Here is an 18528-nt window from a genome sequence, read left to right as displayed (position 1 = left end):
GTCGCCAGAAACTCCGACAACATCGACTACGGCGAGATGATCCATGCCTATGACGGGACCGAGGAAGGCGTCACCACCTTCACGGAACGCGGTGTCGAGAGCTTGAAGGAGTTCCTCGCCGACGTCCGCACCTGGGAGTGCGGCGTCCGGCAATTCCTCGTCGACGAGCAATGTGACCCGGAAGTCATCAAACGCATCATGGCAGACGAGCCGAAATCATAAGCCCCGCGGCCTTCGCCGGATGGATACACTGCCGGAGCTCATCGAGTTGGTGATGGCGAAACCCCTCGTGTCGGCCGGAATGGTCGCCAAGACGCTCGAGGTGACGCCGCAGGCAGCGCGGCGGATTGTTTTGGAGCTCGGTTTGCGCGAGATGACGGGGAGGGGGAGGTTTCGGGCGTGGGGGACCTTGTAAACCCGGATTGACCTCACAATTGTCGGTGAGGCTTGGGCTGATCGTCGTTCCGAATCCATCTCTGTTTCTGTTCGGGAATTTGGCACTCAGCGTGTTTTCGTCTCCGGCCGACCCGACGGCTTTAGGGGCCCGCCTTTCGATGCACTAGCGTCGTTGGCGTGGCTTTCGGCGCGGTCGGCAGTCCGGCTCTTAGGCGCACGCGGGGGAGCCACCGTTCGGTTCGTCAGCGCCTGCAGTTTCTTGACGTAGTGAGCGGCCGCGGGGGCCCACTTGTCGTAATCAGCGCGGTCGCGGGACGATTTCTCGTACCGTTCGTTCTGGTCAGCCAGATTGCGAAGCGTCATGCGCAATTCTGTGGTGTGTTCATCTTCGGACGAAAACTGCGATATAAGCCTTTCAAGCATCCGCAGTCCATCGACGGCGACTGGCACCCCTTCCGGATTGTAGTTGCTTGGATCGGCGGCCGCTTGCTGGTCGGTGAGAAACTCCGACCATGTCCGGGCGAGTCCTTGTTCCATGGGGAGCGGTATCCCCGACAACATCATCGACAGGCTTGCAAGCTTTTCCGGGGCCTGGTCGAGCCAGCGGTCAATGGTTGGAACAGCGACCTGTCCGGGCGTGCGTGTAAAAACCGCACGGGCGTCAGCAGCGATCGTCGTAATCCTGCCCGGCACTCCGTCAACGGCGTTGGCAACCTGCATCTGCAGTTCCCGCAGTTCGGCAACATTGATCGGCCACCAGTGCTTAAATTCCTGGGCTCGGTAGTAGCCGATGCAGTCAAGAAGATTACGGCTGCCCGATCCGTCAGATCGCCATTTGAACTGAATAAAGCAGAAGGAGGCGAAGTCCTCCTTCGACCCATCTGCGGTGAAGTCGCGCGCCGGATCGATCAGTGTCGCTATGCCGCGGGATGTGGATTTGTTTTGTTTCAGCAACGCGATCAGCCGGTTCATCTGATTGAACTTGCCGGCGAAGCGCTCCAAACGTGTTCCATGGATATACGGGATCCGTTCTTCCAGGACGGATCGTGAAAGTTGCCACCACGACACAAGGCTTTGGACCCAATCTTGCCCAAAAGCGCCCGGCTTTTCGCCGTCCGGATCGGGGTAATTGTGAGGAAAGGGCAGCTGTTTTGCCTTCTCATCGGTCTTTGGCCCTTCGAGGTCAAGGTGGACGATAAGCATGCCTCCCTGCGCCTCTTCGTGAGCAGCGCGAACCGCGCGGGAATAGACCTCATCGATGTCGTTTCCGGTGATGATGACCGGGCCACCGCCGACGGTGTGATTGGTCCGCCAGACTCGCCCTTTCAGGCGAGGTCCATCCTCCAAATTCAGGCCGCGCACCGCTAAAGGAATGGTTTCAACTTCGACTTCCGGCGCTCCTGGCATGCCAGACAGTCTGATGAGGCGGAGCGGCGAGTCTCCGCGTCTGATGTCAAGGGCGCCGCCGGAGATCACCATCATTCGGTGCGGTTCAAGATTGAGCGGACCGTCATTCGGATAGATGTAGTCGTAGGTGAGATTTTCGACATGCTTGTGTCCGTGCACTACGATGTCGATCTCGTTTTGGCGTAGAAACGCTCTTAGAAGACTGAGATTGGTGATGTCTGCGAACGGCCGAAACTCTTCGCCGACACTCGGCGCGATCAGATGATGATGTAGGGCGACGATCCGAAGCGGCCGGACCTTGGGCTTCTGCTGGCCGATCAGGTTGCGGACGAAATCAAGCTGTTCAGGGGACACGCGCGCAATGTCTGCGGATGCAAGTTTCTGCAATTGCGGCAAAATCAATTCATTGTATGCCTGTTCGAATTCCGCCGGATCAATCTTCTTATCGAATCGCTTCTGCAGGGCGGGAAGCAAGTCCGAGACCGCTTTAGACGGGGTCAAGGTCGTCTGTGCCCAGTGACTAGAATTCAGCGGATAGATTTCGAATAGTTTGTCCGGATCTTCAAACCGGTGCTTTCTAGCATCTCCATTTTCCTCGCCGTCAATCCAAGGAGTGATTGCTCCATTGTCGCGCCAAGTCTTCATGAACTCCTTGAAACGTTCCTTGTCGTCAACAGGAAGTTCACGGTTAACGTCGTGATTACCCGGCGTGGCAACAATGTTGTCTCTTCGAACGCCGCAGATCGCCAGATGTTTGAGGAGCTGTTCGCGCAGTTCCTGATGGCCGCCCGCGGAATTGCGGTCTTGGGCATCGCCCGTGAAGATCACGGCGTCCAGTGTTTCCTTTCGCTCCTGAAGGCGCTTCGACAGAAGCTCCAGGGTCAAGCCAAATATCTCCTGCCGCGAATCCTGCTTCAGACCCGTGACCGTGACCTTGTGATCGTGAATGAGCGGGCTTGCCTCAACTTCAAAAAAATGTGGATCAGTAACATGGAGAATAAGAGCTTTAGCCATTTAGAAGACAACCTTTTCGGGACGCATCGCCGGGCTAAAGCGGTCGCACCACCTCTTCCAGACGGCGCGGAGCATCGGATCGTTACAGCCGCTCTCGGCCGCAAATTGGGCGTCGACCCAGCCATTGCGACGGGCAATGTCAGCGGCGGCGATGAGAAGTAGATCTTGATGCCCATCGGGCAGGAGCCGGTCGTCGATCAGCACACGAATTTTGCGATCGTCAAGTTCTGGATCGCTCAGACGATCGAGCAGCGCCTCGACATCCTGGAGTGCTTCGAACGCTTCCTTTCGTGGCAAGCTTATCGAAGTGCAGGACCGTGGGGTGGGGCCAGCTGCGATCGAGAATGTCTCGCGATCTGCTTCATATACATGCAAGCTGTTGCAGATATGTGTGTAACCACCCAGACCGATCCCTAGGCACCCTGCGATGAATTCCTGCAGCAAGGTGAACTGGACAAAGTTATACGGCGTGCCGCGATTGAGATCGTTGCTTCTCAGGACCTGAAGCCAATGAAGCGCGTCATGCTTCACGCGCAGGAATGAGCCAGCATTGCAAGGGACGTCGAGCGATCGGGGACGGCCATCTTCGAAGGGAAGATCGTCTCTTGCGCTCCAAATCTGCAGCGCGACCTGGCGTGTAGAGGAATTGCTATTCAGGGCGTCGATCGCTTGTTCGACTTGATCGACACCAAAATGCTTGCGGAGCCGGTACCCATAGGCACCATCATACGTTGCTGTTTGGCCCGCGAACTTTGGAAGGGATGGATTCCACCGATTGACAAGGCTGGCATCGTTTCTACCGCTCAGGATCCAGAAAGCTTCCACGATAGCGAAGGCAGGATTAATTGCGGGGTGACGGGATAGGACCCATCGCTGCCGCGGGTCGCTAATGGACAAACCCGCATGAACGAGTTCCCTGACAGGCCCATTGCGCCCCTCTTCTAGCATCAGATCTGAATTGTCATTCAATTCTTTGGCAGCAGCGGCCCATACCTCATCTGCCGTCGACCCTGAAATATAATGCATAGGTGAACCTGGACGCTGTGATGCCAACGGATGTTTCGATGTATAGAATCATATAGGCGCTGGAGCACGAAGACGATAGTGACCATAATGACCGAGCTGGTTCGAGGGGCGGAAAAGATGTTGATCACTATCGAAGGCATCGACGGATCAGGCAAGAACACCCTGGCTGAGGCTCTCAGAGCCGCCCTATCGGAACGCCATGTCGTCGAAATGGTCTCCTCGCCTGGATATCAGAGGACGGAGACGGGCAGGTTGATCGGGCGGTATCTTGCTGGCGAGTACAGGCTCGGAAACGAGAGCCCCTATGCGCTCTCTTTGCTGTTTGCTCTGGACCGGCAAGAAGGACAGCCTCAGCTGCGGCAATGGCTCTCGCAAGGACGAATCGTGATCGCGGATCGCTATGCAGCTTCTAATGTCGCCTATCAGGCCGCGCGCGCTAGCAGCGTCGCTGAAAGTGTCGCAGTTAGAGAATTCGTTCTCGACCTGGAGTTCGAGAAGCTCGGTACCATCGTGCCGAGCGTGAACATCTGGCTCGACATTCCTGTTTCGGTCTCAAGAGAGCTAATCGCCAACAAGGGCAAGCGGGATTATGTCCAATCGACCTACGACAAATTTGAAGCCGACAGGGCGCTGATGGAACGGGTATCAACCCAGTATCGGGAGTTGTGCGCTGGCAATGCCTATGGCGACTGGCTGCATGTTGAAACGTGTGACGATAGAGGGCTTCGCCAACCTGGCGTGATTCTCGCGGAGGTCCTTGACCGGCTCGCCCTTTAAGCGGTGCCTCTTTATCAATGGTCTTTCCATCCCGAGCTTGTGCCCGGTATCAATAATTTTGAGGCTCTCGGCAAACTCGGATCGACGTCGTTCCACGAGCGACCAAGAACCTGGAACGCTTGTTTGAAAGGCATGCGTTCCGGCTTCCAGCATCAGTTTCGTCGCCAAAGCCATCGAGCATTTGTACTCAGTCGATCTGCTGCGCTGTCACGCATCGAAATAAACTAGCAAAACACCCAGACACAGTGCTCAAGCGCTTCTCTCCGCTTCGCTTGAAAACGACCTGACAGTTGTTGGAAGGCGGCTGCGGATTGCTTCATCCGGCGCCGTCCAACCCCTGGCGGTGGGCCGATGATTATTGCCTTTTCTTGATCTGCACATGATTCTGAGGAGGTCTTGTTCCGTTTCCAAAAAAACCGCCCCTTGACATTCAGGGCGGTAAGATTATCTTACCATCCGTAAGACAACGGAGGATGTGATGGACTCGACCGATGTTCAAAAGCACCTGATGGACGTGCTCACCACGATCCAGGCAATTAGTGGCGAAACGTGCCCGACCCTCGATCCGACGATTAAGCCGGCGGAAGAGTTGCCGAAATTCAACAGCAAGGTCTGGCCTGTGGCCGCCGGCATGCTGGGTGCCGCGCTTGGCAAGGCGATCCCGCCGGAGGTCAACATCTTCGTCGACGATGCCACCAAGCAGGCCCTTACGATCGCGCAGACAGTCGCGCTGGTCTGCACGCTCGTCGAACAGCTCAACGCCCAGGCGGCGGTGGCAGCGGCATGACGGACAATCCGACCGAACGACGCACGCAACTGGCTGAGCGCCTTAAGGAAGCACGCAAGCTGGCGGGTCTCTCGCAGGGCCAGGTTGCAAAGCTGCTCGGGCTGCATCGCCCCTCTGTTTCGGAGATGGAGGCAGGGAACCGGCGAGTATCGGCTGATGAGCTTTCGCAGCTGGCGGAACTTTATGACGTCAGTGTCGCCTGGTTGATGGGCGAGGTACCTGAAACGGTGGATGCCGCAGACCCGAGGTTGCAACTCGCCGCGCGCGAGCTGAGCAAATTGAAGCCCGAAGACCTCGAACGTCTGCTGAAGCTGCTCGCAGCGATGCGAGACGACACGTCCGACCCGAAGGAACCGTAAGTCCATGATGCTCAGGAGCGAAAAGACGATGCCGGATCGCAATGCTTTGGCAACCCAGGCCATGACGGCGTCCATTGCCGCTCGCACCAAAGCTGGACTGGACCTCGTCAACCCGATTTGCATCTACGCGCTCTGCAAGGCTCACAAGGTCCAGGTGCGTTTCAACAATATCAACATGGAGGGCATGTATCAGCGAGGCGCACCTTCGCGAATCCATCTCTCGGCCCGGCGTCCGCTCCCACGGCGGGCCTTCAATTGCGCCCATGAGCTGGGTCACCATGTCTTTGGACATGGCTCGTCGATTGACGAACTGCGCGAGGATGCCAAGGAAAACCCTTGGGAAGATCCTAAGGAATTCCTGGCGGACAATTTCGCCGGTTTCGTACTGATGCCGACGCTTGGGATGCGACAAGCCTTCGCAAAGCGCGGCTGGAAGCCAGATTCGGCCACGCCTCTGCAGCTGTTCCAGATCGCGTGCGAATTCGGGGTTGGATACACGACACTGATCACCCATCTTTCGCAGTCTTTGAACATGCTCTCGCGACCGCGGGCGACCGCGCTGAAGAAGCAGAAGCCCTCAGCGATTCGTGCTGCTCTCCTCGGAACGTTGTCCGCCGAGCCGCTCATCATCGTTGACAGCGCTTGGAGCACCTCTGTCATCGACGTTGAAGTCGGAATGAGTATCCTTCTGCCTGCTGACTGCGAACCTGATAACGAGGCGATCACATACATCAAAGACCTTCCCGAAGGCCGTCTTTTTGAGGCGCAGCAGCCTGGCATCGTCAGGGTCATTCAGCCCGTTACCGGCTGGGCAGTCTTCGTGCGGATCGCCCGTAAACAATATGTCGGCCTAGCCGACTTCCGCCACCTCGAGGAGGATACCGATGAGTAAGTCGAGTAGCGTCGCGACGGAGCCGTTCGTCGTCGACGAGACCAGTGTGTCACGCGCCTATGCGAAAATCCTGCTCCGCATCGCCAAGGGACGGGGCAAGGATGTCAGTCCGCTGGTATTGTCGATCTCGGAATTCAAGAGGGAAGACGAGAACCTTAGGAAGTCGCTCGACGCCTTGCTGAAGAGCAAGGGGCGGTGCGTCGTCGAAGATGTTGCTTATACGATTTTCCCCGAGCGCCTTTGGCAGATGGCGCAGGGCGATCGCGCCAAACTGTTTAGCTACTACAAGATGGCCTTTCCGGCCTACCAAGCGATGAACCGCAAAGTGAACGGCCGCGGCCTATATTTCGAACGGATGATGATGTATGGACGCGGCCCTTATGACGGCAATCAGCTAGAATACATGCTTTCGCAGTACGAGGGTCGCGACGGCATTCGCGACTCCATGATGCAGGTCACGACATTCGACCCCGAGCGCGATCACACGCCGAGCGCCCAGCTCGGCTTCCCGTGCCTGCAACACGTCACCTTCGTTCCAACGAAAAGCGGTCTGGTGCTCAATGCCTTCTATGCGACCCAGCAAATCTTCGACAAAGCCTACGGCAACTATCTCGGGCTCAAACAGCTCGGCGAGTTCATGGCACACGAGATGAAAATGCCATTTGTCCGGCTCAATGTGACGGTGGGGGTGGCAAAGCTCGAGCGAATCTCTAAGACGGACGTCGGGTTGATCCCCGTTATCGCAGCTGCCGAGGCCGCTATCAACAAACCAGAAGATTTGGGCACTGCCGGGCAAAGCTTGCATGTTGCCGAGACAGTGAATTGACGAAGTGAAGACTGAAGCAAAAAATGCGAAAAGACGCCGCGCAACACCGCCTCGTTCCAAGTCGAACGAGGCGGCGGTGCAACTGCCACTGGATATTGATGACGCCAGTGCTAGCCTGTTATGGATGGGCGCCGGATCGGGCGGCGACCGCCATTCGGCGCCAATGGTCATCGTTCAGCATCTCAGCCCTCTGAAGGTGACCGCCGCCTATGAGAGCTACTGGCGATTTGCAGCTGAACGCCAGCATATTTTTTTCAAGAGGGCGAAGCGCGCTCCCCAGCCATGGACGCGCAACTCGGTCCTGTCGACCTACAAATTCACAAATGCCTATCGCGCCTCGGACCGGGTCAGCCAGTATCTGATCCGGAATGTCATCTACAGGGATGATCTGCCGGGATCCAACACGGAAGTGTTTTTCCGCATCATTCTGTTCAAGCTATTCAACAAGATCGAGACCTGGAGGATGTTGGAAGCCGAATTGGGGCCGATTACTTACTCGGATTACAGTTTCGAACGCTATTGCAATGTTCTTGGGCGCGCGATGCAGCGCGGCGAAACGATCTATTCGGCCGCTTATATCATGCCGCCGGGAAGTTCTGCCTTTGGCTATCCATCGAAGCACCAGAACCATTTGCGGCTGCTGGAGAAAATGATGAAAGACCAGCTGCCGGACAGGATGGAAGGCGCAGGCTCGATGCAGACCGCTTTCGAGCTTTTCCGGGGTTATCCGACGATCGGCGACTTTCTCGCCTATCAGTTCGCGACCGACGTGAACTACAGCATGATCACGAATTTCTCGGAAATGGATTTCGTCATCCCCGGTCCAGGCGCCCGTGACGGCTTGCGCAAGTGTTTTCAAGATTTTGGCGGGTTGAATGAGCCGGAGCTTATCAGGTTCGTCGCCGACACGCAGGAGCACGAATTCGAGCGCTTCGGAATCGACTTCCCGTCGCTTTGGGGCCGGCGTCTGCAGCTTATCGATTGCCAGAACCTATTCTGCGAAATCGATAAGTTCTCGCGTGTCGCTCATCCGGAGATTGCGGGAAGAACCGGGCGCATGCGCATCAAGCAGAAATTCAGCCCGACCATCGAGCCGATCGAGTTCTGGTATCCGCCGAAATGGGGTCTCAACGAACGGATTCTGTCTGGCGCTTTCCCCAACGAGGTTTCAGGTGACCAGCCCAACGCGGGCCGGTCAGCCGCCGGCGTAAATGGCGTCAAAGCAGGAGCGGAGTATGGACTTTAGAACATATCAACTCGAAGCGCATCGCACTGATGTCTCGGTTGCGGCCGGCAAAAACGACCCTGAAGCTCTGGTCGTACCGATGCTCGGCTTGGCTGGCGAGGCTGGTCAGCTTCTCACCGAGTACAAGAAGCACCTGCGTGATGGCGAAGCGCATAAGCTGTTCAAGGACCGGGTCTGCGAGGAACTGGGCGATCTCCTTTGGTACCTCGCCAATGTTGCCAGCAAATTCGATCTCAGCCTCGATGACGTCGCTAATGCCAATCTCGCGAAGGTCCAAGAACGCTGGGCGGCTGCCAACGAGCGGAAGCAAGCTCTTGACGGCACCTGCGTGGAGACTGAGCGATTGCCGCGGCAAATGGAGGTTCTCTTCACGGAGGTGCACACCGATGGCAGGCCCATGGTGCAGTTATCGATCAATGGAGATCGTATAGGCTCGCCGCTTGGCGATAACGCCTACGATTCGGATGGATATCGCTTCCACGACGTCTTTCATTTGTCCTATGCGGCTATGCTCGGCTGGTCGCCCAACCTGCGGGCCTTCCTGAAGCGCAAACGCAAAAGCCAGCCCTTGCTCGATGAGGTCGAGGATGGCGGACGCGCGCGAATCTTGGAGGAGGCGATTGTGGCACTCGCTTTCGATTACGCACGGGACCACAACTTTCTGTTGGGCATAGATCAGATCGACTATGGCCTCCTCAGGACAATCAGGAGCATGGTCAGTCACCTGGAAGTTGGACGGTGCTCGCTCGCCGAGTGGGAAGCGGTAATCCTCAAGGGGTTTGAAATCTGGAGGCAGATGGTTGCAAACCGGGGAGGCGTCGTTCGCATCGATCTTGACCAGGGCGTGATTGCCTATGAAGTGGCAGCCGAGGTTGACGGTGACAGAGGCCTCCGGAGTTATGCTTTAGGCGGCAACTACGCTGGCGATCGCCTTCCCCCCATCGTGGCTCAGACTGATGAGCCAGCGGCTTACGCCGAGGCTGTCGGATAACTGGCGAGTAGGCCCGTGAAGGATCACGTAGGGAGCTCCCGACGGATGATTGAAAACCTCGATGTCCAGAAACGACAATCCATTGCTAAAGCCTGTCTGCAAGGCCTTGAGGACGGCCTCCTTTGCAGCAAACCTGGCTGCGATGCGCTCCGGACTGGCGGCGATCTCGGTCAATATGTCCCGTTCGCGCTCGGTGAAGCTTCGATCAAGGAAATCATCGGACAGAAGCAGCAATTGCTCGACTTCTGCCACATCGACTAAGTCTACCCCGTGTCCCAGAATTGACAAACCTGATCTCCTAAATCGGTTGGAAGTCGGCGATGCGATCAACTTTATGCGTGCTAGCAGGGTCGCGGTTGAAGACGGTCTCAGAAGAGTATTGGCTCTACAGGGCTGACGATGAGTGCTGGCCGCGGCGCCTACATGTTTTGATTACGATCATGCAGCAACAGCCTGATCTGGTTGCCAAACATGTGGCTGGTAATTCATCAGAGTTTGGCCATCAGCACTCCGGCTAAGCTCGATCGTAATCAACCTGTCATTCTGAAAGGCTGGACTTAATTCAAGTGCGAGATAGTCGAATAGAGGCTTCTCGTGCACTGCCACGATGATCTGACGTTGAGTCTTTGATTTGGCCAAGGTGCGCAACAACGCTGCAAACTGCGCAATGTGCACCTCGTCCATGCTTTGAACCGGGTCATCGATAACGAGCCATGGCAGATCCGGCGCTACGGAGAGATGTAGGGCAAGGAACAGTGTGAGAGCCGCGGTGTTCAGGTTACCGGCACTCAGCATTGCGCGCGGATTTCCCCCCTTGCCACCCGACCGGTACCACGTCTCGAGGATAGCCTCGACTGGCCCTCCATTCGTCTCCGGTACCGCAAAGGCAGGAACAAATGGCTCCTCGGGTGCCAACCGGACGAACAGATCGCGCCAGACCCGGTTGAGCGAGCCGTTAAAAACCTTTCTAACAATCGCTGTACGCGCCTCTCCAGCGCGCTTTGCGAGTTCGCGAGCGTCTTGGATTACAGCGTCGGCCCGCCCTTTGGCTGCATTAAGTACATCAATGCGGTTTTGAGTTGCGGTGATTTCGGACAATATGGGTTCACGAGACGCTTGAAGCCGATCCGCTTCCAGAGTGTTGCCGGTCATTTCCCTCCGAAGCGTCTGGTTCGAGGTGTATGCCGAAATGAGGCGGGACGCTTCAGCTGCGAAGCGCGCCAACGCCGGTTCTACAGCGTCGGTCGCGCCGATCGGATCGAGGGAAAGTTCTGACGCAAAACGGCTCAGAGATTCCCGAAAGACAGTGCCGCTCTGGTCGGCAGCGGCCAGATTGGAAAGCTCGCGCGATGCTGCGGACGATGCGGCAAGCAGACGCTCACCTTCCTCTACGCTGTCAGTGAGTTGCTGAAGGGCGAGATTGGCCTCTTGCAGCAGAGCCTGTCTCGTCCTGAGAGTATCACGGCTTTGCGGTTCGAGGCGTTGGCCCTGAACCTCAGCGAGCTGCCTTTCTGCGCTCGCAGCGGCGGCCAGTGAGTTTGCACGGTCTTGGCTCAGCGCCTGCAATTGACCCGCTGCAGCAGTAAGTTCCGCTATTCTGGCCGAGACGTGTGTGTGCAGAGGAGTTTCGGACTTCTCGCTGTAATCCCGACCGCAGACCGGACAATCGTCAGAGTGAATATGCGGTAGTATGCCACTCAGCGCCTGGGCTAACACACCGGCCTCGGCTGCAAAGCCCGAGATTTGTTGCTCGAGCGCTTGGATTCGGGCTCTCGCTCGCGTGATCTTACCGTCGAGGTCAGATTCACTTATCTCCGCTTGTGCGTCACTGGTAAGAACTGCCGTGCAGCGCGCGAGTTCTTCCTTTACAGCTTCGACAGCCGCAGCGTGAGCATATCGCGGTCCACTGGAACTCGGGGTTGGCAAATCCGGAAAGACAGAGGCAAGGCGCTCGAGTTGCCTCGTTAGCTCGGACCCCTCACTCTCTTGCCAGTTAAGCAGTGCTGTGTGAGCAGCCTCTCTTCGGGGTTCAGCCGCGACCCTCTCTTTGGAAGCATCCGTGTAGGAGATCTGCTGCCATTGTCTTGTCGCGACCTCGATCTCTCGTTTGATGTTGGTTAATCTGACGAGCTCTTGCTCCTCAAATTCGGGTGTGACCGGCTGGGCGCCGATCTGTACTGGATCAATGATTGCCAGTCGCGACGAGCGCTCGCTGTTCAGTTTGAAGAGTTCCTCCATCCGAGCATCGATAGCGGCGAGTTCGCTGCGTAGACGGGCTATTTCCTTTTCGAGCTGAGGCACGGCGTCCCTTGTCTCAGCATAGTCTGGGACGCCGGACCGAAGGCGACGGACATCTCCTGCGTCGTGCAGGCCATCAATAATAGAGTCGAGGTGATCGAGCCGGAGAAGATCTTTGACGAATTTCGTCAACGCAGAATCTGTCCGTTTTGGGGAGTCCTGGTAAAGCTCCAGCAATCGGCCCAATGAGGACTGCGCCAGAAAGCAGCGCTCGCTATAGAAGCGCGACAAGTCGGTATGGAGGAGCGCGGCACCCGAAAACCCGTTCGCGTCCACTGTGAAGTCCGATTCATTTACGGCTAGTCCGTTCGTCTGGATCCCCACTTTGGCGGTCTTGGCGTCCTTGTGTACCAAATGGCTAGCATAGTCCGGATCAACTCGTTGAAGGGACGCGACGGAGCCAGTCAATGCCAATTCAATGCCTGACAGTAAACTTGTTTTCCCAGCCCCATTGTGCCCGTGGACTAAGACTATCGGCGCATCGAGTGGAACCGAAATGCTTCCCCTAATGCTGCGGAAATCGGTGAGAGTAACGGATTTCAACCGGGCAGCGCTCATTCGAAAATCCCTCCTGCGAGGTTCGTTCCTTTATTCGACTCTGCGGCATCTTCGTCGGAAACTGTCAACGATGCTTTCAGCAGTTCGTGTAGACCCGCCTGCACCGCGTCTGCTCCCTGCGCTCCCAACCCGATTAAGTCGACGATGCTTTTATTGAGGTCGTCTGAGCGCTTAATAATCGCCTCTAATGGTTCTGCAATATCATCGCTCGGCTCTGGCAGCGCCAACGGCAGCAGCACGGCCAACCAATTCTGAAGCAGAGGATTTTCTTCGTCAGTCCCGACCACGCCGGTTGCCAAGACACGGCAGACCTTGGTCATTGCATCCAGGACAGAACTCTTCGGCTTAGGACCGACAAGGATGGTCGTCAAAGGACGCTTGGAGCGCGCGACGTCAAGCGCACGAGCCACTCCTTCCACCTTGCGCAAAATTCGGACATCAGCCTCGAATGCGGTATCGGCAACGAGTATCAGGTCGGGGGAGGGATGCTCACCAACCAGTGCTGCGGGAACTTCGAAGGAAAGTCCGGCAATCGAGAGTGGCGAGGAAAGTCGTCTGAAGCCAGAAGCGGTTAGAAGATTCACGACGCCTTCGACGGGCGTGAAGGTGGTCATATGGCGGCCTCCTCACGAAAATGCTGGATGAGGTCATCAGCGGAACTCGTAACCTGAAGCAAGTCGTAGATGCTTACCTCGCGCAGACCCAAGTGGCCTGTGCGGCCTGGCGAGCTTCGCGGCGACCGGGTCATGTTTGGTGGCCTCTCAGCGCTGTAGACTAGCACCGCGTCTTCGTCGTCGGCGATGTGTCCATTCTGTTGTAGACGGATTGCAGCGCGCCCATTGGCGGCCAGGACCATTTTTGTACTGGCAGCTGTCGTTGAGATGCGCACGATACCGTCGGCTGGATTCGACGAATCAATTCCTTCTAGCGACCATAGGCCGTTCTCAATGCCCAAGCCGAGCAGGCCTGCGACGACGGCGACTTCGGTCAACCCGCTAGATGGGATGTTTTGGTCCCCAGCAATCTGGTGCAGCGGCGTGCTGGTTATCGGATTGTACCGCCTAGGTGCAGTTCCTGCCGATCCATCCCGAAACATTGTCATGATGCGCGAGGTCTGATCGATGAAAGATTTGACGAACTCAATCCGATCGCCGCTGTCTAAACCAGCGACATGGTTCCGCAGAGTGACAATGCCCAGCTTTACGGCATTCTTACCATCTTGGTCCAATAGGCCCTCAGCCATATCGACCATGCCGCTCAGCTTGTCGCAAATCACCGACAACAAAAGCGCTATGAGGAGCGGATTGGCGTAGGATTTGACCAATGATTGCTGATTGATCTGGTCGCGGGTCGCCGCGGTGTAAGCCTGAGGATAAACGTTTCGCAGTAATGCTTCCTGATCGGCGCCGACCTGATCGCCCGAAAATACAAAACTCGGTCTATCGCCAGGCCAAGGCCATCGCATCGTAGCCTCGGCAGTGGCGAAGAACGCTTGAATGTTGGAGTCCTGCGCTGACAAGCCCATCATGAGGGTTGGCTTGGAAACCGCTATATCCATCAGTCGGCCGATGACCGCCCTGTTTTCTGGAGCCGCCGCCCAGCGATTTATCTGTGAAAAGCGCGCGACCAGAAACGGTCGGTAGTGTGGTTCGTCAGAAACCGCGAGGATCGCACAGCCGTGGAACTTGATCACTTGGGCAGCAAGCTTCGGCTGGCGGAGGTCCTCGGATCGCACACATACTACCAGTTTCGGTATGCCGCCGGTGAGTTCATTGATCGCCTTCTCAACAAGCCCGTCCCAATTGGCGGTGGCGATGTCGGAAGCGGCGCCCTCCAGCACGAGCATTGCCATACAGAGGTGTTCGACGTCCGGTTCTGTAGTGGGATTAGCAAACGTGGCAGCTACGCCTACGCCTTCCCACAACAGATAATCTTCAGGCTGGCCCGCGACGGTGATCTCGAGCAAACGCGAATAATTATTAGTCAGCCGCCCGACAATGGCGGCTTGATCCGGCCAAGCTGCAAACTCAAGCTCGGTGTTCACCCTGCCCCATTCGTCGTCGGAGAGGCCGGCAAGCGCCAGAGCCCGATTCAACGCCGTCGCAAAAGCACAATTGGCGTTCGTACGGTCAATTCTTTGCCGCAGAAACTCAATGACCCGGGGGATGATCTTCTTCAAGCCATCGACTTTACCAAACGAGATACCCGAACCAAGCCAGAATGCGTAGCGATCTTCTGCAACCCCGGTTGCCACATTTCGGAACGGGCCATCCAGGATATCAAGGGTCTGCCGAATAGTTATATTGGATGCGTTTGGCGCGAGTGCCATATGTTGACGTCCGGTAAGAAGTAGAACGCGAAGCAGTTTTTAAAGCAACCTAACCGCTAAGTAACAGCAATTCATCACATCAGCGTTGATATCGAAAAAAATTTTGTTGGGATTGAAGCATCCGAAGGATCGCTAACTGTTTTGGTCGGTCGGCGTGCTTGCCGGGATATAGCGGTTTCGCAGCCAAAAAAGGGTGTCTCAGGTTCGATTCCTTTCAAGGCGAATATATCGTTAGGTTGTAGTCCGGACGAGGCTGAGTTTTTGAAGAACCTCCCGAGGTGCAGGCATGCGCCAGACCGTTTGGAAACATTCGACGACATTGGCGGAGGTTACGGCAAGGCCGGGGAGGGCGATCCAGGCAGGCGGCAGCCGACCGAGAAGGGTGCTCACGACGATGGAGGCGGCTGTTTCACCCTGGCGGAAGGGCTGCTGGGCGGCGATGGCAACGAGCGGTTCGTGCGCCGCAAGCGCGATTGCCGCATCGCGGCCGAGATCTGCCGTGACCATCGGAATGAGACGATCCAATGCGCGAAGCACCTCGATCGCGGCGATGGCGGGCGTATCCCAGACGACGAAGAGGCCTGCGAGGTCGGGACGCTCGGCAAGAAGGGCGTGGGTGGTCAGGCCAGCATCCGCCAGGGTCGAAAACCGCCGGATGCGGAGATTCACGTCCGGGCGATTAACCTGCATCCATTTCACGAAGGCTATTTCGCGTTCGTTCGTTGCAAAGAAGTCAGCGTCGTAACCAAGCACGCCGACCTCGGCCCCGCGCGGCACATGGGGCGAAAGCCCCTCGGCGGCGATCTTGCCCAGGCCGAAATTGTCCGCCGAGACGAGCGAGAAGTAATCCTTGCCCGGGAGCAGGCCTGTCGGGACATTGTCGAGCAGGACGAGCTTGATGCCGGCGGCCGCGACGCGGGCATGGGCGGCGGCGACCTTCGAATTGGCGACGGGCAGCGAGATGATGGCGTCCGGAGCCTCGCCGATCAGCCGGTCCAGCGCTTCGATCTGCACGTCCGGCGTGAAGGCGCAATCGACGACCTCGATGACGGCGATGCCGCAATTGCCGAGTGTTCCGACGATGCCGGAAAGCTGCTGCTTCGCCCAGTCGCTGGCCATCGTATGCAGCACGACCGCCACCCGGAAGCCGCTGGCCCGCGCCCGCGCCATGTCCTCGGGCAAAAGCAGGACCCGCTCGGGCGCCGACGCCCGCTCTCCATGCGGTCCGAGACCGGTAATGGCCATTGCATCCTCCTCACATGTCCGGGGGGCGGACAGCGTTTCCCTCAAATGTCCTGCGGTCCACGATCTGGGCCTTCAGTTGCTGGAATAGCGGATGGGCCTGCGGCCTGCCCGCCATGATCCAGTCGCGCAGCAGCGAAGGCGCGAAAAGGCCTTCGGCGGCGACGATGGCGGCGCCCACGAGGCCCGACGAACTGCCCATCTGGGAGCGCACGATCTGCAGGTCGCGGCTCACCAGCGGATGGCAGGCGCCATAGATCGCCTCGCGCGTGGAGGCGAGCAGGATGTCGTTCGTCTGCGCGATCGAGCCCGAAAGCACGATCAGTTCGGGATTGAGCATGTTGGCGAGCGTTGCGACAACCTGGCCGATTAATCGTCCGCTCTGGGAGAGAATGTCGATCGCGGCGGCATCGCCCATCTGGGCGGCCTGTGCGACCTCGAGCGCGGTGACGGGACCGCCGCGCCGCAAATGATCGGCAAGGACGGCGCTGAGGCCGCGTTCGGCGGCAAGCCTTCCCTCCTGCGCAATATGGTCCGAGCCGGCCATGGCCTCCAGCGTGCCGCTCCGCTCGCCCGCCGTCACGGGTACGGAGCCGATGAGGCCGACCGCGCCCTGCGCGCCGCGGAAGAGTTCGCCGTTGCTGGCGAGGCCGGCGCCGATGCGTTTGCCGACCTTCACGAAGAGCATGGTGCGATTGCCTTCGCCGGCGCCGGCATGAAGCTCGCCCATCGTCATCGTCTCGACGCTGGAGCGCAGCCAGACCGGCGCGTCGAAGGCGGCAGCGAGCGTCTCGACCAGGGGAAAACTGTCCCAGCCCGGCAATACGGCGGGCGTAGTGCGCTGGAAAAACACTTCCCCACCATCCGGCACGGCGCCGGGAACGGATATCGAGATGCCATAAAGCGGCGGGTTTGCCTGCCGTTCCAGGATCCAGCGGAAGAGCGTCACGAGCCGCTCGGCGAGAGCGGGTACCGGCTGGGTGAGTTCGCTCGCCTCGTGATGTTCCATGAGGAGGGAGCCGGCGAGGTCGGCAATTCCGACGCCAAGCGCGGTCTGATCCAGCGTGGCGACGAGGATACGGCCGCGGTCGGCGGCAAAGCGCACGAGGCGCGGCGCACGGCCGCCCGTGGCGGTGCCGAGTTCGCTTTCGTCCACAAGGCCGAGTTCGGCGAGCGTGCCGAGCCGGTCTGCCACCACGGCGCGGCCGAGCTCGCTTTGCCGCTCGATTTCCTGGCGGGTCGTCGCGCGGTTGGTCCTGACAAGATTGAGGATGTCGACGAGGCTTGGCGCGGCGGTTTCCGCGACGCTGGGGCGCCCTTTACGTCGCGGGCGAATGTCCGCCTCTACAGATGCCATCCTTGCCATTGGCCGCATCCTTTCACCGCGAATCCGATCCTGTCCGATGTGATAGCCACGCAGCTTTCGGCTGGCAACGGCAAACTTTTGCATTAAATCTGCAAAAGTTTGCCATGATGTGCGTATAAAATATTGACATCGATTTTTTGCCGCCGTAAGACGAGGCCACTGAAGTCGAGACGGTCACTGGGAGGAGGCGCCGATGTCGGAGTTCAAGCTCGCCTATCATGCGAATTGCTGGGGCAGCCTCGGCGGGGATGCCGTTGGCGTTACGTCGATCACCAACCTTGCCTATCGGACCTTCGGCGACATGCGTCGCGCCTTTGCAGATATCACGGCGGCCGGTTACGAAGGTGTCGAACTGTTCGACGGCAATCTGCTGGATTTCAGCGCCGCCGAGATGCGGGGGCTGCTTGACGACAACGGCCTGACGCTGGTCGCCACCTATGCCGGCGGCAACTTCATCTTCGACGATATCCTGCCGGAGGAGCTGGCGCGCGTTGTCCGCGCGGCGGATCGCGCTGCCGAGCTCGGCGCGCCGCATCTCGTCGTCGGCGGCGGGGCGAAGCGCTTCGACGGCATCCGCGAGGTGGACTATCACAAGCTCGCCGCCGCTCTTGACCGCGTGAAGGAAATCGCCGAGGCGCGCGGCCTTGCCGCCCATTATCATCCGCATCTTTCGACGATCGTCGAAGGGCCGGCCGAGGTGCGCAAGATCTTCGCGCTCACCGGCATCGGCTTCTGCCCGGATACCGCCCATCTCGCTGCCGCAGACGGCGACCCCGCGGCGCTGATCCGCGAGCATGCGGGCCGCATTTCCTACGTACATCTCAAGGGCTTGCAGAAGGAGCCCTTCGCCTTCACGCCCATCGACCGCGGCGACGTGCCGACGGACGGCATCGTCACCGCGCTCCGGGAGGTCGGCTTCGCCGGGTGGATCTGTGCCGAACTCGATAGCTGGCCCGATCCGCTGGAGGGGGCGAAGGCCAGCATGGCCTATCTCAAATCGGCCTGACGGCCGCA

General features: G+C 58.3%; 17 protein-coding genes and 1 pseudogene. 10 read left to right on the top strand and 8 right to left on the bottom strand.

Features of this window, described 5'->3' with window-relative positions; all coding sequences use genetic code 11:
- A partial coding sequence (locus B5M41_RS25575; RefSeq protein ID WP_230640361.1) for a hypothetical protein occupies positions 1 to 222 on the top strand: 222 nt, incomplete at its 5' end.
- A gap of 22 nt (positions 223 to 244) precedes the next feature.
- Positions 245 to 415 (top strand): annotated as a pseudogene (locus tag B5M41_RS25570) (helix-turn-helix domain-containing protein); the annotation flags it as partial.
- An 86-nt stretch (positions 416 to 501) separates the two neighbouring features.
- On the opposite strand, the gene B5M41_RS25565 reads toward B5M41_RS25570, so the two are convergent.
- Together B5M41_RS25565 and B5M41_RS25560 are read right to left on the bottom strand one after the other, a co-directional pair.
- A complete protein-coding gene (locus B5M41_RS25565; RefSeq protein WP_134652746.1) occupies positions 502 to 2817 on the bottom strand; it encodes a metallophosphoesterase family protein in 2316 nt (771 codons plus the stop codon).
- A complete protein-coding gene (locus tag B5M41_RS25560) occupies positions 2818 to 3843 on the bottom strand; it encodes a thymidylate synthase (RefSeq protein WP_134652744.1) in 1026 nt (341 codons plus the stop codon).
- 87 nt (positions 3844 to 3930) lie between these two features.
- Here B5M41_RS25560 and B5M41_RS25555 point away from each other — a divergent pair, with 87 nt between their 5' ends.
- The 7 genes from B5M41_RS25555 to B5M41_RS25525 all read left to right on the top strand — a co-directional run bounded on the left by B5M41_RS25555 (position 3931) and on the right by B5M41_RS25525 (position 9721).
- The gene (locus B5M41_RS25555) at positions 3931 to 4620 is read left to right on the top strand and encodes a nucleoside/nucleotide kinase family protein (RefSeq protein WP_167719476.1); all 690 of its coding nucleotides are present in this window, start codon (positions 3931 to 3933) and stop codon (positions 4618 to 4620) included.
- Between the two features lie 478 nt (positions 4621 to 5098).
- Positions 5099 to 5407: a hypothetical protein gene (locus B5M41_RS25550; RefSeq protein ID WP_134652740.1), complete on the top strand. Its 309-nt coding sequence runs from the start codon at positions 5099 to 5101 to the stop codon at positions 5405 to 5407.
- Positions 5404 to 5766, top strand: coding sequence for a helix-turn-helix domain-containing protein (locus tag B5M41_RS25545; protein ID WP_134652738.1), 363 nt, complete (start codon positions 5404 to 5406; stop codon positions 5764 to 5766). The genes B5M41_RS25550 and B5M41_RS25545 overlap by 4 nt, the downstream gene beginning before the upstream one ends.
- 4 nt (positions 5767 to 5770) lie before the next feature.
- Positions 5771 to 6658, top strand: coding sequence for an ImmA/IrrE family metallo-endopeptidase (locus B5M41_RS25540; RefSeq protein WP_134652736.1), 888 nt, complete (start codon positions 5771 to 5773; stop codon positions 6656 to 6658).
- Positions 6651 to 7484, top strand: a complete 834-nt coding sequence (locus B5M41_RS25535) for a thymidylate synthase family protein (protein WP_209020915.1) — start codon at positions 6651 to 6653, stop codon at positions 7482 to 7484. Before B5M41_RS25540 ends, B5M41_RS25535 begins: the two co-directional genes overlap by 8 nt.
- 4 nt (positions 7485 to 7488) lie before the next feature.
- A complete protein-coding gene (locus tag B5M41_RS25530; RefSeq protein ID WP_230640360.1) occupies positions 7489 to 8730 on the top strand; it encodes a nucleotide kinase domain-containing protein in 1242 nt (413 codons plus the stop codon).
- Positions 8720 to 9721: a nucleoside triphosphate pyrophosphohydrolase family protein gene (locus B5M41_RS25525; RefSeq protein ID WP_134652734.1), complete on the top strand. Its 1002-nt coding sequence runs from the start codon at positions 8720 to 8722 to the stop codon at positions 9719 to 9721. The genes B5M41_RS25530 and B5M41_RS25525 overlap by 11 nt, the downstream gene beginning before the upstream one ends.
- On the opposite strand, the gene acpS is transcribed toward B5M41_RS25525, so the two are convergent.
- The 6 genes from acpS to B5M41_RS25495 form a co-directional block, all read right to left on the bottom strand.
- Positions 9635 to 9973: a holo-ACP synthase gene (gene acpS / locus B5M41_RS25520; RefSeq protein WP_230640362.1), complete on the bottom strand. Its 339-nt coding sequence runs from the start codon at positions 9971 to 9973 to the stop codon at positions 9635 to 9637. The two genes, B5M41_RS25525 and acpS, sit on opposite strands and share 87 nt — an antisense overlap.
- A 186-nt stretch (positions 9974 to 10159) precedes the next feature.
- Positions 10160 to 12577 carry an AAA family ATPase gene (locus B5M41_RS25515; protein ID WP_134652730.1) on the bottom strand — a complete coding sequence of 806 codons (2418 nt, stop codon included), beginning with the start codon at positions 12575 to 12577 and terminating at the stop codon, positions 10160 to 10162.
- Entirely contained in the window at positions 12574 to 13191 is a 618-nt protein-coding gene (locus tag B5M41_RS25510; protein WP_134652728.1) for a hypothetical protein, read from the bottom strand. The genes B5M41_RS25515 and B5M41_RS25510 overlap by 4 nt, the downstream gene beginning before the upstream one ends.
- Entirely contained in the window at positions 13188 to 14906 is a 1719-nt protein-coding gene (locus tag B5M41_RS25505) for an SIR2 family protein (RefSeq protein ID WP_134652726.1), read from the bottom strand. Before B5M41_RS25505 ends, B5M41_RS25510 begins: the two co-directional genes overlap by 4 nt.
- A gap of 231 nt (positions 14907 to 15137) precedes the next feature.
- Positions 15138 to 16151, bottom strand: coding sequence for a substrate-binding domain-containing protein (locus B5M41_RS25500; RefSeq protein ID WP_134652724.1), 1014 nt, complete (start codon positions 16149 to 16151; stop codon positions 15138 to 15140).
- Between the two features lie 10 nt (positions 16152 to 16161).
- Complete coding sequence (locus B5M41_RS25495; RefSeq protein ID WP_230640359.1) at positions 16162 to 17514, bottom strand: ROK family transcriptional regulator; 1353 nt, start codon at positions 17512 to 17514, stop codon at positions 16162 to 16164.
- A gap of 193 nt (positions 17515 to 17707) precedes the next feature.
- Here B5M41_RS25495 and B5M41_RS25490 point away from each other — a divergent pair, with 193 nt between their 5' ends.
- Positions 17708 to 18520: a sugar phosphate isomerase/epimerase family protein gene (locus B5M41_RS25490; RefSeq protein ID WP_134653383.1), complete on the top strand. Its 813-nt coding sequence runs from the start codon at positions 17708 to 17710 to the stop codon at positions 18518 to 18520.
- The last annotated feature ends 8 nt before the right edge of the window (positions 18521 to 18528 follow it).

This window comes from Shinella sumterensis (genome assembly GCF_004514425.2).
In the GTDB taxonomy this organism is placed as follows: domain Bacteria; phylum Pseudomonadota; class Alphaproteobacteria; order Rhizobiales; family Rhizobiaceae; genus Shinella; species Shinella sumterensis.
This window is presented reverse-complemented; position numbering and strand designations above follow the sequence as displayed.